Source organism: Paenibacillus turpanensis (assembly GCF_011421635.1).
In the GTDB taxonomy this organism is placed as follows: domain Bacteria; phylum Bacillota; class Bacilli; order Paenibacillales; family YIM-B00363; genus Paenibacillus_AK; species Paenibacillus_AK turpanensis.
In genome coordinates this window covers 36033-49091 of sequence record NZ_WTLI01000015.1, presented here as the reverse complement: position 1 = coordinate 49091, position 13059 = coordinate 36033, and the positions used below count along the sequence as shown (strand labels likewise).

The following is a 13059-nucleotide window of genomic DNA, read 5'->3' as shown; positions in this document are numbered from 1 at the left end:
GGTTACACCTCCGGGTCCAGTGGTTCGTAATCTTTACGCAGCGGGTGGCCGACCCATTCGTCGGACATCATGATCCGCCGCAAATCCGGATGCTCCGGGAAGTCGATGCCGAGCAGATCGTAAATTTCCCGCTCATTCCAGTTGGCCGTCGCCCAAATCGGCGTAACCGATGAAATAGAGGGCTGGTCACGATCGGTTTTCACCTTCACACAAAACTCATGCTTATGCGTCAAGGAGAGAAAATGGTAAACAACCTCCAGATGCGTTTCCATATCTACACCGGAAACGTTTCGAAGGTAGTTTAGCTGCAGTTCATCATTTGATTTTAGAAAACGAGCCGTTTTTGACCAGTGTTCATTCTTAATGATGATATAAGGCAGATGACGGTCCAGCTCGTTAATATGAGCAGACTCCACGGCATCCTCTGCAATATGCTGCTTTACCAGCTCCACAAAACGATCCAGCTTCGGCTGGTTCGGCGAAGGTTCCTTCGGCGCTGCTTCTGCTTCGCCTTCCCCGCCTTCGGCCGATGCCGCTTGCTTGGCGGCGCGTTCACGCGCTCTTGCCGCCCGCGCTTCTGCGGCTGCCTTCGCTTTGGCTTCCTTCTCGGCATCCTCCGCGCTTTTTACATCATCCGGCGATTCAGCCGCGCTCGTTTTTAAATCTTCATTGATGCTTTCGTCGGTTTTCTTTGCGTCTTTCGGTTCCTCACTCATCGGTTGGTCACCCGCTTTCCGGTTTTTGCTTCATAACGGATTTTCTCCTGAAGCTTGTTAATCCCGTAAATCAAGGCAGCCGGATTCGGCGGGCAGCCAGGGATATACACATCAACCGGGACGATTTGGTCCACACCTTTAATAACAGCATACGATTTCACATACGGTCCGCCGGCTGTTGCGCAAGAGCCCATCGCAATGACCCATTTCGGCTCCGGCATCTGGTCGTACAAACGGCGAAGCAGCGGCCCCATTTTTTTCGTAACCGTACCTGCAACAATCATCACGTCCGATTGACGCGGCGACGTACGGAAAATAACGCCGAAGCGGTCCAAGTCGTAATGCGATGCGCCTGTTCCCATCATTTCAATCGCACAGCATGCCAGCCCAAACGTTAACGGCCACAAGGAGTTGCTTCTAGCCCAAGCCTTCAGCTCCTCAAGCGTCGTCATAAAGACGTTGCGGTCCAGTTCCTGCTGCTCTTCCGGGGTAATCGAGCTTAAATTGATGTCCATTTTAGCACCTTCTTCTTCCAAGCATAAATAAGCCCCACTAACAGAAGCGCCACAAAGATCAGCATTTCGACAAGTGCAAACAATCCGAGTTTGTCATATGCGACAGCCCACGGATACAAGAAAACGGTTTCGACATCAAAGATAACAAACATCAGAGCAAACAAGTAGTAGCGGATATTAAAACGAACCTGCCCCTCACCAACGGGTTCGTTGCCGCTCTCGTACGTTGTCAGCTTGACTTCAACGGGATTGCTCGGACGGAGCAGTCTTCCCATCGTAAGTGCGGCGACCGGCAAAAAAATGCCGAGCGCAATAAAGATTGCCACGACAACGTAATTGTTCATATAATCCATTTAGCAGCCTCCTCTGGAAACGGTCGGAAATTACAAATAAAGTGCTTCCATAGCCTAAATCATTATAACAAACGGGGATTTTTTAGTCTATTGTAACCACTGGAAGTTGACCCTTTCTGTGTTGAATTGTTCTCAATTTTATAGGGTACTCAATTTTACCAAGGCTTATTCCTTGAAAAGGAAAACAGTCCTTCTTCATCTAGAAGGACTGTTTGGGTGTGAGCATGCCGTTTCCCGATCTCGAGGGATTCGGGATTTTTATGCGTGGTTGAACGCGTCTTCGAGCTTATCGACAAAAATGCCGGTGTAATCGATGGATTTTGCGAGCTTTTCCATTTGGATTTTAGAAATGGTCGAGGATGGGCGCACCATCAAAATCTTTTTAAATCCGTTGGACATATAAAGACGGAAGCAGCCTTCAAGCACCGGAAGCATTTCCGGCTTCGAAGCGGAGAGGCCTGTCGAATCGACAATCAGCGTATATTCCGCAGGCTTAATCATGCCGATGTGACGGTTATAATCATTGAGGAACGCTTCCCCTTCTTCTTCTCTAATAAAGCCGGATACCGTAATCACCAATTTTTTTTCTGCTGCCTTGTTGTCGAATGTAATCATGTTTGTTTCTCCTCCTAATTTCGCTTCTCTATGTATTTATTTAAAATTGATACAATACTGCGGACATCGTGTAGCCTATGCCAACCGAGCAAAACAGCACGGTGCTTCCGGGAACAACCTTCCCCTGCTGCATTGCAGCCTGTAGAGCGAAGATCGGACTTGTGACACCGGTATAGCCATACTGTTCTCCGACAAATGTGTAGCTGTCATAGCCGGCCTCCAGCTTTTCCAGGGTCTCCAGGATTTCCGGTCGTGAAAACTGTGAAAATATCCAATGGTCAATATTCGGAACAGACAATCCATTCCGCTCTAGCAATTCTAGAATCAGCTTTTTCCACTCATCGGAAAAATAGCTTACATCGTGTGGTTCAAAGCGCAGCCGCTTCTCTTCCAGTTGAATGTCGTTCCGGAACAGCTTGGAAAAGCCGGTTGCCGGGAACATTACGGTCTGATGCAGCTTGGAGTCGGTCTTATAGTGAGCATCAATGTAGCCGCCTGTTCCCTCCGTCTTTTCAAGAATGACGGCCGCCGCTCCGTCTGAGAAATTCGGATATACGATCGTATCGTCACTACGCGCGATATTGCTGACATGCACGCTGGCTACCACGAGAGCTCGGCGCATATGTTTTTTTGCCAGTAGCGCTGCGCTAACTTGATCAATTGCCGTCAGCATGCCGATGCAGTTCGTATTCAAATCATAGACCATATTCGCATTTACTGCGCCTAATGCTTGATGCACCATAAGTGCATTGCTGGGGTACGTGTATTCCGGTGTGTCCGATACAAATACGATCATATCCAGCTCCGCCGCCGATGTATTTTCCTGCTGAAGCAACCGCTTGGATACTTCGATGGCCATCGTCAACGAGTTTTCATCTTCCGTACTTACTAGATAACGAGTTTTTCGGCCCAAATGGTTCATCAGACCCTCTGACTCCAATCCCATTGCGTTAAAGTGTTCAACGAAAAATTGGTTGTCATAGGCTTGTGCGGGATGATAGGTGCTGACCCCTCTTAGTTTGACGACTTCGCTCAACTTGAAGCTCCTTCCTTTGCTATCTTGCTTTTCGTTACCAAAACTGCAGAAATGATAAAAAAAGCCCATCAAAAAGATGGACTCTACTTCCACTCCATCTTTTTCGGTAACCGGCTGTCCTAGCATGTGTACATGCCTTAGACCCTTGGCTTTGCGTCTCTATTTTTCAATAGATTTGCCTTTATCGAAAGATTGCTGCTGTGCTGTTATACTTATGGACTACGACGATCGTAGCACTGCGTCAAAACCCGAGATGTAAATCAATCAAAGACAAAGAGATATTACCACCATTTCTCTCTTTTTTCAACATATTTCGATAGTTTTTATAGTTCTAGTATACTAACCATCAAATATTATGATGATCCCTTTCTTTTATCATTTAAAAGATATCTTTGTAATCGTTTACAAAATTTTGGTTGGATATATGTGTAACCCTTTTTATGTCATGTATCGTGCAACTGCCCCTTACAAAAAACAAAAAAGCAAAGGATACTTCCTTCTCCTTCGAGTCGGAAATTCCTTTGCTTTTTGCAGTGCTCTTATTTCCGTTCGTAAACCTCGATCCGCGTCATTGCGCGCTGCAAAGCGAGTTCGGCACGTTTATAGTCCAAGGCTTCCTGATTCTGCCGCAGACGCTCTTCCGCACGCTGACGGGCTGCTTTCGCCCGATCAATGTCAATTTCCTCCGGAAGTTCAGCGCTTTCCGCCAAAATGGACACCTTGTCCTTACGGACTTCCATGAAACCGCCGCCGATGGCGAACGTTTTCTCCCGTCCGTTTTGTGTTACCTTCACCGGTGCAATACGCAAAGGCGTAACGAGAGGAATGTGGTTCGGCAAAATACCGAGCTCACCTTCCGTTCCTTTGACCGAAATCATGTCAACAGGCTCGGAAAACACCTTGCGTTCGGGGGTTACGATTTCCAACAGCATCGTGCTCATATCGATTCCTCCCCTTCTTCAGGGTTACGCCAGAAAATTAGAGAGTCTTCGCCTTTTCAACCGCTTCTTCGATCGTTCCCACGTTGTGGAACGCCGCTTCCGGCAGGTCGTCATGCTTTCCGTCAAGGATCTCTCTAAAGCTGCGTACGGTATCTTTAACCGGTACGTACTTTCCAGGCATACCTGTAAATTGCTCGGCAACGTGGAACGGCTGGGACAAGAAACGCTGTACGCGGCGAGCGCGGGCAACCGTCTGCTTGTCTTCGTCGGACAATTCGTCCATACCGAGGATCGCGATAATATCTTGAAGCTCTTTGTAGCGCTGAAGGATACGCTTCACGCCTTGAGCGACTTGGTAATGCTCTTCGCCAACAACCTCTGGCGTCAAAATCCGGGAGCTGGAAGCCAGCGGGTCAACCGCCGGGTAGATACCCATCTCGGAAATTTTACGCTCCAGGTTAGTCGTTGCATCCAAGTGCGCGAACGCTGTCGCCGGTGCCGGGTCCGTGTAATCGTCCGCCGGTACGTAGATCGCTTGGATGGAAGTAACGGAGCCCTTCTTCGTGGAAGTGATCCGCTCCTGCAGCTGGCCCATTTCCGTTGCGAGCGTAGGCTGGTAACCTACCGCAGACGGCATACGACCGAGAAGCGCGGATACTTCGGAGCCCGCTTGGGTAAAGCGGAAGATGTTATCGATAAACAGAAGAACGTCGCGGCCTTCTTCGTCGCGGAAGAATTCCGCCATCGTCAGACCCGTCAAGGCTACGCGAAGACGCGCGCCCGGCGGCTCGTTCATCTGGCCGAATACCATCGCCGTTTTGGAAATAACGCCGGATTCCTTCATCTCGTGATAAAGGTCGTTCCCTTCACGAGTACGCTCGCCTACGCCGGCGAATACGGAAATACCGCCGTGCTCTTGCGCGATGTTGTTGATCAATTCCTGGATCGTTACCGTTTTTCCTACGCCCGCACCGCCGAAGAGGCCGATTTTACCGCCCTTTGCGTAAGGTGCGATCAGGTCGATAACCTTGATACCAGTTTCCAGCATTTCTGCTGTTGTCGACTGCTCATCGTAAGAAGGAGCAGGACGGTGAATCGCGTGTACAACGGAACGGTCTACTTCGCCGCTTTCGTCGATCGGCTCGCCCAACACGTTGAATACACGGCCAAGTGTTACCGCACCCACCGGTACGGAAATCGGAGCGCCCGTATCAACTGCTTCCATACCGCGAACAAGTCCGTCCGTGGAAGACATAGCGACGCAGCGCACTCGGTTGTCGCCAAGGTGAACCGCCGCTTCAACCGTCAGGTCGATCGTAAGACCGCCTTCGGATTGGTTTTGAATACGAATCGCATTCAGGATTTCTGGCAGCTGCCCACGTTCGAACTCAACGTCAACAACCGGACCCAGAATCTGAACTACGCGTCCTTTGTTCATGGTTACCCTCCTCAGTACTTCTAACTTCAACCGTTATACTTGCGCGCCTGCGCCTGCGACAATCTCCGTAATTTCTTGCGTAATCGCCGCTTGACGGGCCCGGTTGTATTCCAGCGTCAACTTTTGAATCAGCTTCGTCGCGTTTTTGGTCGCGTTGCCCATCGCGGTCATCCGCGCGCCAAATTCGCTTGCTTTGGAATCGAGCATGGAGCTGTAAATGACGGCCTCTGCGTATTTCGGCAGCAGCACCTCAAGCACACCTTCCGCCGACGGCTCGTACTCGTACGCCGCTGTCGGTTCTTTGCTCTCGTCCTTGGAAAAATCGCCAGCCGTTAACGGAAGCAGCTGCTTTTCCGTCGGGATTTGCGTCAAAGCATTGATAAAGCGGTTGTAGTACACATACAGCTCATCAAATTTGCCTTCCGTAAAGCCGCCGACGGCTGCCGAAGCAATTTTCTTAATATCCGCAAACGTAGGCGCATCCGGCAAGCCGGTGATTTCTTCTACAATCGGGAAGCCCCGCTTGCGGAAGTAATCGCGTCCTTTACGTCCGATGACGAAGATCACGAACTCATCGTTCGATTTATGCCGCTCGCGAATTGTCGTTACGACGCTGCGAAGCAGGTTCGCGTTGAACCCGCCCGCCAATCCGCGGTCGGAGGTAATGACCAAATATCCCGTCTTCTTTACTTGGCGTTTCTCAAGCATCGGGTGGCGAACGTCGTTCGAGCCGGATGCAATGCTGGAAACCACTTCGCGGATTTTGTCCGCATAAGGACGTGCTGCTTCCGCGTTGTTTTGGGCACGGCGCAAACGAGAAGCCGCGACCATTTCCATCGCCTTCGTAATTTGCCGGGTATTTTGGTAGCCTTTGATTTTGGACTTAATTTCGCGCAACCCTTTAGCCATCGCTGCTCACCGCCTTCATGCCGAAGTGGCGAAACCTTTTTTGAACTTCTCGACAGCGCTGGTAATCGCTTTTTCATTGTCCGCTGTCAAATCCTTCGTGTCACGAATCGATTGGAAAATTTCCGGTGCGTTCGATTCCACGTACTCGAGGAATTCGCGCTCGAAACGAAGCACATCGCTAACTGGGATGTCGTCGAGGAAGCCTTTGGTTGCAGTGTAGATCGACACAACCTGCTTCTCAACCGGCATCGGCTGGTTCACGCCTTGCTTCAAGATTTCAACCGTACGCGCACCACGGTTCAAACGGGCTTGCGTTGCACGGTCAAGGTCGGAACCGAACGCTGCGAATGCCGCGAGCTCGCGGTATTGCGCCAGGTCAAGACGAAGCGTACCGGCAACCTTCTTCATCGCTTTGATTTGTGCGGATCCGCCTACGCGGGATACCGAGATACCGACGTTAACGGCAGGACGCTGACCGGAGTAGAACAAGTCTGCTTCCAGGAAGATCTGACCGTCTGTAATCGAGATTACGTTCGTCGGGATATATGCAGATACGTCGGACGCTTGCGTCTCGATGAACGGCAGCGCCGTCAAGGAGCCTGCGCCCAGCTCGTCGCTCAGCTTCGCTGCGCGCTCAAGCAAACGGGAATGGAGATAGAATACGTCGCCCGGGAATGCCTCGCGGCCCGGAGGACGACGAAGGAGCAAGGAAAGCTCGCGGTATGCCGCAGCTTGCTTGGACAAATCGTCGTATACGATCAGAACGTGCTTGCCTTGGTACATGAAGTACTCGCCCATCGCGCAGCCTGCATAAGGAGCCAGGAACAGCAAAGGTGCTGGCTGAGAAGCACTTGCGTTAACAACGATCGTGTAATCCAAAGCGCCATGCTTGCGAAGCGTTTCAACAAGCTGTGCTACCGTGGACTGCTTTTGACCGATCGCAACGTAGATACAAATTACGCCGCTACCCTTTTGGTTAATGATCGTGTCAAGAGCGATCGAGGTTTTACCGGTTTGACGGTCGCCGATGATCAATTCGCGCTGGCCGCGGCCAACTGGAATCATCGCGTCGATCGCTTTAATCCCTGTTTGCATTGGCTCATGTACCGATTTACGGGCCATAACGCCTGGTGCCGGGGATTCAACCGGACGGAATTGTGTAGTATTGATCGGTCCTTTGCCGTCAACCGGCTGACCGAGTGTATTCACGACGCGGCCCAAAAGCTCTTCGCCTACCGGTACTTCCATGATCCGGCCAGTACGCTTGACTTGGTCGCCTTCTTTAATGTCCTTATATGGACCCAGAATAACGATACCCACGTTGTCTTCTTCAAGGTTAAACGCGTAACCATATACGCCGTTGGAGAACTCCAGCAGCTCGCCCGCCATTACATTGGACAGGCCGTGAGCACGGGCAATACCGTCGCCGACTTGGATGACAGTACCGACTTCTACAACTTGCATATCGGAAACGTATTGCGAAATTTGCTGTTTAATCAGAGTGCTGATTTCTTCGGGTCTAATACTCAACGAACCTCACCCCTATCTACAGTGCTTGAGATTTTGTCAATTGCTTTTGAAGACCCAATAGCTTGCTGGATAAGGAGCCGTCGTACAACCGGTCGCCGATGCGAACTTTAATCCCCCCGAGAAGGGACGGGTCTACAACGTTATCCACTACAAGAGCTTTGCCGGTAATTTTACCGAATGCTTCGGCAACCGACGCTTGATCCGCTTCCGAAAGCGGAATCGGACTGTACACAAGAGCTTCTTCCTTGCCAACCGCTTGATCCGCTAACAGCGCATACTGCTTTGCCAGCTGGTCGATCAATTGCTCACGGCCGTTCTCAACAAGGACCTGCAGCGTGTTGTACGTCTCTTGTACAAGCTTGCCTTCGAATACTTGCTTAATCAAATCATGCTTTCTGGCTTTCCCAAAGCTCGGATGCTCCAAAAGGGAGCGAATTTGCTCATCGTTTGCAATAACATCACTGACCGCTTTCAGCTCATCGCGCACGACAGAGATATTTCCGTTCTCCTGCGCCACTTCTAGTAACGCTTTCGCATAACGCTTTGCAACCAATGTACCGCCACTCATGATTAATTACCTACCTTGCGGAGATAGCTGTTGATCATATCTTTGTGAGCAGCCTCATCGACTTGCTTTTCGATAATTTTCGAAGCGATCTGCACTGCAAGCTCTCCAACGTGAGCATGAAGTTCTGCAACCGCCTTGTTCTTTTCGTTCTCGATCTCTTTCGCCGCTTCTTCTTTCAAACGTGCGGCCTCGTCCTTGGCTTTGCCCAACAATTCGTCAGCTTGACGAACACTTGCCACCTTGGCGCGTTCAATGATCTCGTACGCTTCCGTCTTGGCTTGCTGCAAAGCTTGCTTCTGCTCTTCGATCAATTGAGTAGACTGCTTCCGCTGCTCTTCCGCTTGGTTCAAGTCAGACATTACCTTCTGTCTGCGCTTCTCCATAACGTCGAAGAGCGGGCCGAATGCATACTTGCTTAGCAGCCAATATAAGATCGCGAATGCGATAACAGCAAACACAAACGATTCCCAATGAAAATGCAACTGAGGTCACTCCCTTCAGAGAGGCTATAAAAATATCAGGAACACTGAGTGTCCTAAAACGCAATGCTTTCGTTACGCATTTTCCATCACACAAATATGCAAAAGGAAGGCGCGGATGACGTCGTCTCCCCGCCTAGGTAATTCCGCTTAATTATGTAGATTAAGCTGCTGCGTAGAACAAGAATGCAAGTACGACACCGATAATTGGAATCGCCTCGACGATACCCGCACCGATAAACATAGTTGTTTGAAGAGCGTTCTTTGCTTCTGGCTGACGAGCGATACCTTCAACTGTTTTGCTTACGATCATACCGTTACCCAGACCTGCACCAAGTGCTCCAAGACCTACCGCGATTGCAGCTGCTAAAAATTCCATTGAAAAATCCTCCTCAGATTTGGTTTTATCTTCTATTTGTTGAGCTTTTCGAAGGCAAGCTTCAACTACACAATAAGTGGCGATCAGTGATGATCGTCTTGTATTTCCATCGAAACATATACCATGGTAAGCATGACGAAAATAAACGCCTGAATCGCGCCGACAAAAATACTAAAGCCCTGCCATACCACGAGACCCGGAATACCGAAAGCCCCGGCTCCAATCAATACCGAAATAAGGATTTCCCCTGCGTAAATGTTACCGAAAAGACGCATGCCCAGTGTGATTGGCTTCGAAGCCTGCTTAAGAATGTTAAGCGGCAAGAAAAACGGGAACGGCTCGAAGTAATGCTTGAAATAAAACTTAGGGTTTCTTCTGATGCCGTTAAGATGGGCAATCACAATTACCATTAACGCAAGACCCATGGTTACGGATACATCGGCTGTCGGCGATTTATACCAAACGGTATGTACACCATGTCCAGTCGATTCCATGGTCGTATTAATTAATTCTTGTGTAATACCGATCTCAGGCATTGGTTTGTCATGAATCGTTCCAATTGCGAAAGGAAGTCCCAGCATGTTGGCTACAAAAATAAACATGATAAGCGCCATACCGAGAGAAACAAAAGCTTTCCCTTTCTTGAAGTCCATCGTGCTGTTCACAATACCCGAAATGAAGTCAACAACCCACTCGATAAAGTTCTGTGCTTTCGAAGGCTTATCGACCGACAGGTTGCGCAGCGATAGCTTCGCAATTAGAAAGACAATAACGCAGCTTAAGATAATCGGCAGGAACACGGAAATATCGATGTTAAGAATGAACCCGCCCAAATCCAGCTTGTAAACCGGCAAATGATGCATTCTGCTTTATCACCCCTTTCGAATGTAAAGTAATACACTTACTTGCCTTTCTTGTTAAAAACAACACCCAATAGGAGTGTTGCCAAGGGAGAAAAAAACAATCCAGCAATTACCGCATAAATTGTTATCCCTTCCGTTTTTAACGCAAATAGAACCGCGAGCACAGCAACAGCCGCCCGTGTCAAAAAACCAAAATTGACTCGGCGGCGTCCTTGCTGCAAGGCTTGCTCCGTAACGTACCGGACCTTAGAAGCAAGAAACCATGCATTGATAAGGGAAGCGACGATCCCAACCACAAGCCCGGCAGCAATACCCCGCAGCTCGGGAAAAACTGCCCAAACTGCAAAACAGCATGCTGCAAAGACCAACGCGATTCTGTAAACCGTTTTCAAATAGACGGAAATCTCAGTCATGTTATCGCGAGCCTCTCAGATGAAATTTGATCATGAACACAATGCTCACAACTCCGACCAACAGTCCCAGCACAACTCCAGCAGCGAGCCAGAGCGGACTTCCGTTAAGCCGGTCTCTTGCAAACTGGCCTAGATAAAAGCCACCAACCACGCAAACCACAAGGTCTACGCCGATTGCGGAAACAAGACCAGCCGCACGCCAAGGAGTATCGGTCGAATTTCTCTGCTTCATGAAATCCTCCAAGATATGTACTGCGACTCAGACTCCAATAATCCCCACCTATTGTATCGGAATGGAAACGACCTTGTCAATTCAAAGAAAATCAAATATTGTGTGAACAAAATTGTCAAAAACCTTTATAGATCAAGGCTTTCGAGGTTTAGCGAACCATACAGTGTCACTGTATGCTGTACGGTTTTTTTATCGTCCGAACGGCTCTGGGCGCTCGCCTCTGCCAAAGTGATGCAGGATCGCTTGAACGATCCGCTTGGAGGCCTGTCCGTCGCCATATGGGTTGGACGCCTTGCTGCGCTGCTCGTAAAGCGCTTGATCCATCAGCATCGCCTTCGTCCGCTCGTAAACGTTCTGCTCATCCGTTCCGACGAGCTCCAGCGTCCCCGCTTCGATGCCCTCCGGACGCTCCGTCGTATCTCGAAGCACCAGAACCGGAACGCCGAACGAAGGCGCTTCCTCTTGGATGCCGCCGGAATCCGTTAAAATCAAATGGGCATGCGGGTAAAAATTGTGGAATTCAAATACATCCAGCGGATCGATTAAGTTAATACGCGGATGATCGCCCAAAATTTCATGGGCCGGCTCACGCACTGCCGGGCTCAGATGCACCGCATAAATAATTGCGATATCTTCAAACTCATCGGCAATCCGGCGCACGGCCCGGAAAATTTGACGATGCGGCTCACCCTGCGATTCGCGGCGGTGCGCCGTCATTAAGATGACCCGCTTGCCTTCCGCCCAATCCAAGGCCGGATGGGTGAAGCCTTCTTTTACGGTGTGCGGGAACACGTCGATGGCCGTGTTGCCTGTTATGTATACAGATTGCTCACTTTTATTTTCCTTCAGCAGGTTGCCCGCAGACCACGAGGTCGGAGCAAAATGCACGTCACTTAATACCCCGGTCAGCTGTCGGTTCATTTCTTCCGGATATGGCGAAAGCTTGTTCCAGGTACGCAGCCCTGCTTCGACATGGCCAATTTGAATTTGCTGCAGGAATGCCGCATAACTCCCCAAGAACGTGGTCGACGTATCGCCATGCACCAAAATCAAATCCGGTTTTTCCTCACGGAATACCGGCTCTAACCCCTGCAGCACTCGAATCGACATTTCGTTCAAGGTTTGGTTCGGCTGCATCACATTCAAATCATAGTCCGGCTTCAGCTTGAACACGTCAAGCACCTGATCGAGCATCTGGCGATGCTGCGCGGTCACGCAAAGCAGCGATTCGATCTGCTCTTCATGCTTTTGCAGCTCCAGCACTAGCGGAGCCATTTTAATCGCCTCCGGCCTTGTGCCGAAGATCGTCATCACTTTAACTTTTTTCATGATAAAGGCTCCTGCCTCTCCTTATTTCGTACCGAATAACCGGTCGCCCGCATCTCCAAGCCCCGGAACGATATAACCGTGATCATTGAGGCAATCATCGATCGCCGCCACATAAATATCGATGTCCGGATGCGCATTCTGCACCGACTGTACGCCCTCCGGCGCCGCAATCAAGCACATCAGCTTAATTTGAGTGCAGCCGCGCTTTTTCAGCACGTCAATCGCTGCATTCGCGCTGCCGCCTGTAGCCAGCATCGGGTCAATCACGATCAGCTCCCGCTGCTGTACATCGGTAGGCAGCTTAACATAATATTCAACCGGCTGCAGTGTCTCCGGATCACGGTACAACCCGATATGGCCGACCTTTGCAGCCGGAATCAAATTCAAAATTCCTTCCACCATGCCGAGGCCTGCGCGCAGAATCGGAATCAAGCCAAGCATGCGGCCAGCAATGACTTTGCCCTGCGTGGTTGCAACAGGCGTCTTCACTTCAATGCTTTCCAAAGGAATATCCCTTGTAATTTCATATGCCATTAACGTAGCCACTTCGTCCACAAGCTCACGGAAATCTTTCGTCTTTGTGTTCTGGTCGCGAATGTACGTCAGTTTATGCTGAATTAACGGATGATCGCAAATAAATACCTTGCCCATTTGTGCCTCCTGACCGCATGCTGCTGCGGCTGCTGTATTCGTATGTTCGATCAATTATTATAGCGTACTGGCCAACGAATTGCGAATTCTTT

At 49.9% G+C, this 13059-nt stretch carries 17 protein-coding genes and 1 riboswitch; all 17 genes read right to left on the bottom strand.

What is annotated here, in order from left to right; translation table 11 throughout:
- Positions 1-2: 2 nt before the first annotated feature.
- Positions 3-716, bottom strand: a complete 714-nt coding sequence (locus GQS10_RS14890; protein ID WP_166243546.1) for an NADH-quinone oxidoreductase subunit C — start codon at positions 714-716, stop codon at positions 3-5.
- Positions 713-1231, bottom strand: a complete 519-nt coding sequence (locus tag GQS10_RS14885; protein WP_166243544.1) for a NuoB/complex I 20 kDa subunit family protein — start codon at positions 1229-1231, stop codon at positions 713-715. The genes GQS10_RS14890 and GQS10_RS14885 overlap by 4 nt, the downstream gene beginning before the upstream one ends.
- Entirely contained in the window at positions 1216-1584 is a 369-nt protein-coding gene (locus tag GQS10_RS14880) for an NADH-quinone oxidoreductase subunit A (RefSeq protein WP_166243542.1), read from the bottom strand. Before GQS10_RS14880 ends, GQS10_RS14885 begins: the two co-directional genes overlap by 16 nt.
- 258 nt (positions 1585-1842) lie before the next feature.
- Positions 1843-2199: a hypothetical protein gene (locus GQS10_RS14875; RefSeq protein ID WP_166243540.1), complete on the bottom strand. Its 357-nt coding sequence runs from the start codon at positions 2197-2199 to the stop codon at positions 1843-1845.
- Between the two features lie 40 nt (positions 2200-2239).
- Complete coding sequence (locus GQS10_RS14870; protein ID WP_166243538.1) at positions 2240-3235, bottom strand: 3-oxoacyl-[acyl-carrier-protein] synthase III C-terminal domain-containing protein; 996 nt, start codon at positions 3233-3235, stop codon at positions 2240-2242.
- A 102-nt stretch (positions 3236-3337) separates the two neighbouring features.
- A riboswitch (cyclic di-GMP riboswitch) is annotated at positions 3338-3425 on the bottom strand.
- A 349-nt stretch (positions 3426-3774) separates the two neighbouring features.
- Positions 3775-4176: a F0F1 ATP synthase subunit epsilon gene (locus tag GQS10_RS14865; protein ID WP_166243536.1), complete on the bottom strand. Its 402-nt coding sequence runs from the start codon at positions 4174-4176 to the stop codon at positions 3775-3777.
- Between the two features lie 37 nt (positions 4177-4213).
- On the bottom strand, positions 4214-5614 hold the full coding sequence (gene atpD / locus GQS10_RS14860; RefSeq protein WP_166243534.1) for a F0F1 ATP synthase subunit beta: 1401 nt from the start codon (positions 5612-5614) through the stop codon (positions 4214-4216).
- 33 nt (positions 5615-5647) lie between these two features.
- Entirely contained in the window at positions 5648-6523 is an 876-nt protein-coding gene (atpG, locus tag GQS10_RS14855) for an ATP synthase F1 subunit gamma (RefSeq protein ID WP_166243532.1), read from the bottom strand.
- A 15-nt stretch (positions 6524-6538) separates the two neighbouring features.
- Positions 6539-8053, bottom strand: a complete 1515-nt coding sequence (atpA, locus tag GQS10_RS14850; protein ID WP_166243530.1) for a F0F1 ATP synthase subunit alpha — start codon at positions 8051-8053, stop codon at positions 6539-6541.
- 16 nt (positions 8054-8069) lie between these two features.
- Positions 8070-8621 carry a F0F1 ATP synthase subunit delta gene (locus GQS10_RS14845; protein WP_166243528.1) on the bottom strand — a complete coding sequence of 184 codons (552 nt, stop codon included), beginning with the start codon at positions 8619-8621 and terminating at the stop codon, positions 8070-8072.
- A gap of 2 nt (positions 8622-8623) precedes the next feature.
- Positions 8624-9103, bottom strand: coding sequence for a F0F1 ATP synthase subunit B (gene atpF, locus GQS10_RS14840; RefSeq protein ID WP_166243526.1), 480 nt, complete (start codon positions 9101-9103; stop codon positions 8624-8626).
- Between the two features lie 160 nt (positions 9104-9263).
- Positions 9264-9479: a F0F1 ATP synthase subunit C gene (gene atpE, locus GQS10_RS14835; RefSeq protein WP_166243524.1), complete on the bottom strand. Its 216-nt coding sequence runs from the start codon at positions 9477-9479 to the stop codon at positions 9264-9266.
- Positions 9480-9562: 83 nt separating this feature from the next.
- Positions 9563-10342: a F0F1 ATP synthase subunit A gene (gene atpB, locus GQS10_RS14830; RefSeq protein WP_166243522.1), complete on the bottom strand. Its 780-nt coding sequence runs from the start codon at positions 10340-10342 to the stop codon at positions 9563-9565.
- A gap of 38 nt (positions 10343-10380) precedes the next feature.
- Positions 10381-10755, bottom strand: a complete 375-nt coding sequence (locus tag GQS10_RS14825) for an ATP synthase subunit I (RefSeq protein ID WP_166243521.1) — start codon at positions 10753-10755, stop codon at positions 10381-10383.
- A gap of 1 nt (position 10756) precedes the next feature.
- Entirely contained in the window at positions 10757-10987 is a 231-nt protein-coding gene (locus GQS10_RS14820; RefSeq protein WP_166243519.1) for an AtpZ/AtpI family protein, read from the bottom strand.
- A gap of 189 nt (positions 10988-11176) precedes the next feature.
- Positions 11177-12316, bottom strand: coding sequence for a non-hydrolyzing UDP-N-acetylglucosamine 2-epimerase (gene wecB / locus GQS10_RS14815; protein ID WP_166243517.1), 1140 nt, complete (start codon positions 12314-12316; stop codon positions 11177-11179).
- A gap of 21 nt (positions 12317-12337) precedes the next feature.
- Positions 12338-12967 (bottom strand): uracil phosphoribosyltransferase, encoded by a 630-nt coding sequence (gene upp, locus GQS10_RS14810; protein WP_166243515.1) that lies wholly within the window; start codon positions 12965-12967, stop codon positions 12338-12340.
- Positions 12968-13059 lie beyond the last annotated feature (92 nt).

Excerpts from the sequence above, each read along its gene's own strand:
- GQS10_RS14890 (WP_166243546.1), bottom strand. The coding sequence starts at position 716 with ATGAGTGAGGAACCGAAAGACGCAAAGAAAACCGACGAAAGCATCAAT.
- GQS10_RS14885 (WP_166243544.1), bottom strand. The coding sequence starts at position 1,231 with ATGGACATCAATTTAAGCTCGATTACCCCGGAAGAGCAGCAGGAACTG.
- GQS10_RS14880 (WP_166243542.1), bottom strand. The coding sequence starts at position 1,584 with ATGGATTATATGAACAATTACGTTGTCGTGGCAATCTTTATTGCGCTC.
- GQS10_RS14875 (WP_166243540.1), bottom strand. The coding sequence starts at position 2,199 with ATGATTACATTCGACAACAAGGCAGCAGAAAAAAAATTGGTGATTACG.
- GQS10_RS14865 (WP_166243536.1), bottom strand. The coding sequence starts at position 4,176 with ATGAGCACGATGCTGTTGGAAATCGTAACCCCCGAACGCAAGGTGTTT.
- atpD (WP_166243534.1), bottom strand. The coding sequence starts at position 5,614 with ATGAACAAAGGACGCGTAGTTCAGATTCTGGGTCCGGTTGTTGACGTT.
- atpG (WP_166243532.1), bottom strand. The coding sequence starts at position 6,523 with ATGGCTAAAGGGTTGCGCGAAATTAAGTCCAAAATCAAAGGCTACCAA.
- GQS10_RS14845 (WP_166243528.1), bottom strand. The coding sequence starts at position 8,621 with ATGAGTGGCGGTACATTGGTTGCAAAGCGTTATGCGAAAGCGTTACTA.
- atpE (WP_166243524.1), bottom strand. The coding sequence starts at position 9,479 with ATGGAATTTTTAGCAGCTGCAATCGCGGTAGGTCTTGGAGCACTTGGT.
- atpB (WP_166243522.1), bottom strand. The coding sequence starts at position 10,342 with ATGCATCATTTGCCGGTTTACAAGCTGGATTTGGGCGGGTTCATTCTT.
- GQS10_RS14825 (WP_166243521.1), bottom strand. The coding sequence starts at position 10,755 with ATGACTGAGATTTCCGTCTATTTGAAAACGGTTTACAGAATCGCGTTG.
- GQS10_RS14820 (WP_166243519.1), bottom strand. The coding sequence starts at position 10,987 with ATGAAGCAGAGAAATTCGACCGATACTCCTTGGCGTGCGGCTGGTCTT.
- wecB (WP_166243517.1), bottom strand. The coding sequence starts at position 12,316 with ATGAAAAAAGTTAAAGTGATGACGATCTTCGGCACAAGGCCGGAGGCG.
- upp (WP_166243515.1), bottom strand. The coding sequence starts at position 12,967 with ATGGGCAAGGTATTTATTTGCGATCATCCGTTAATTCAGCATAAACTG.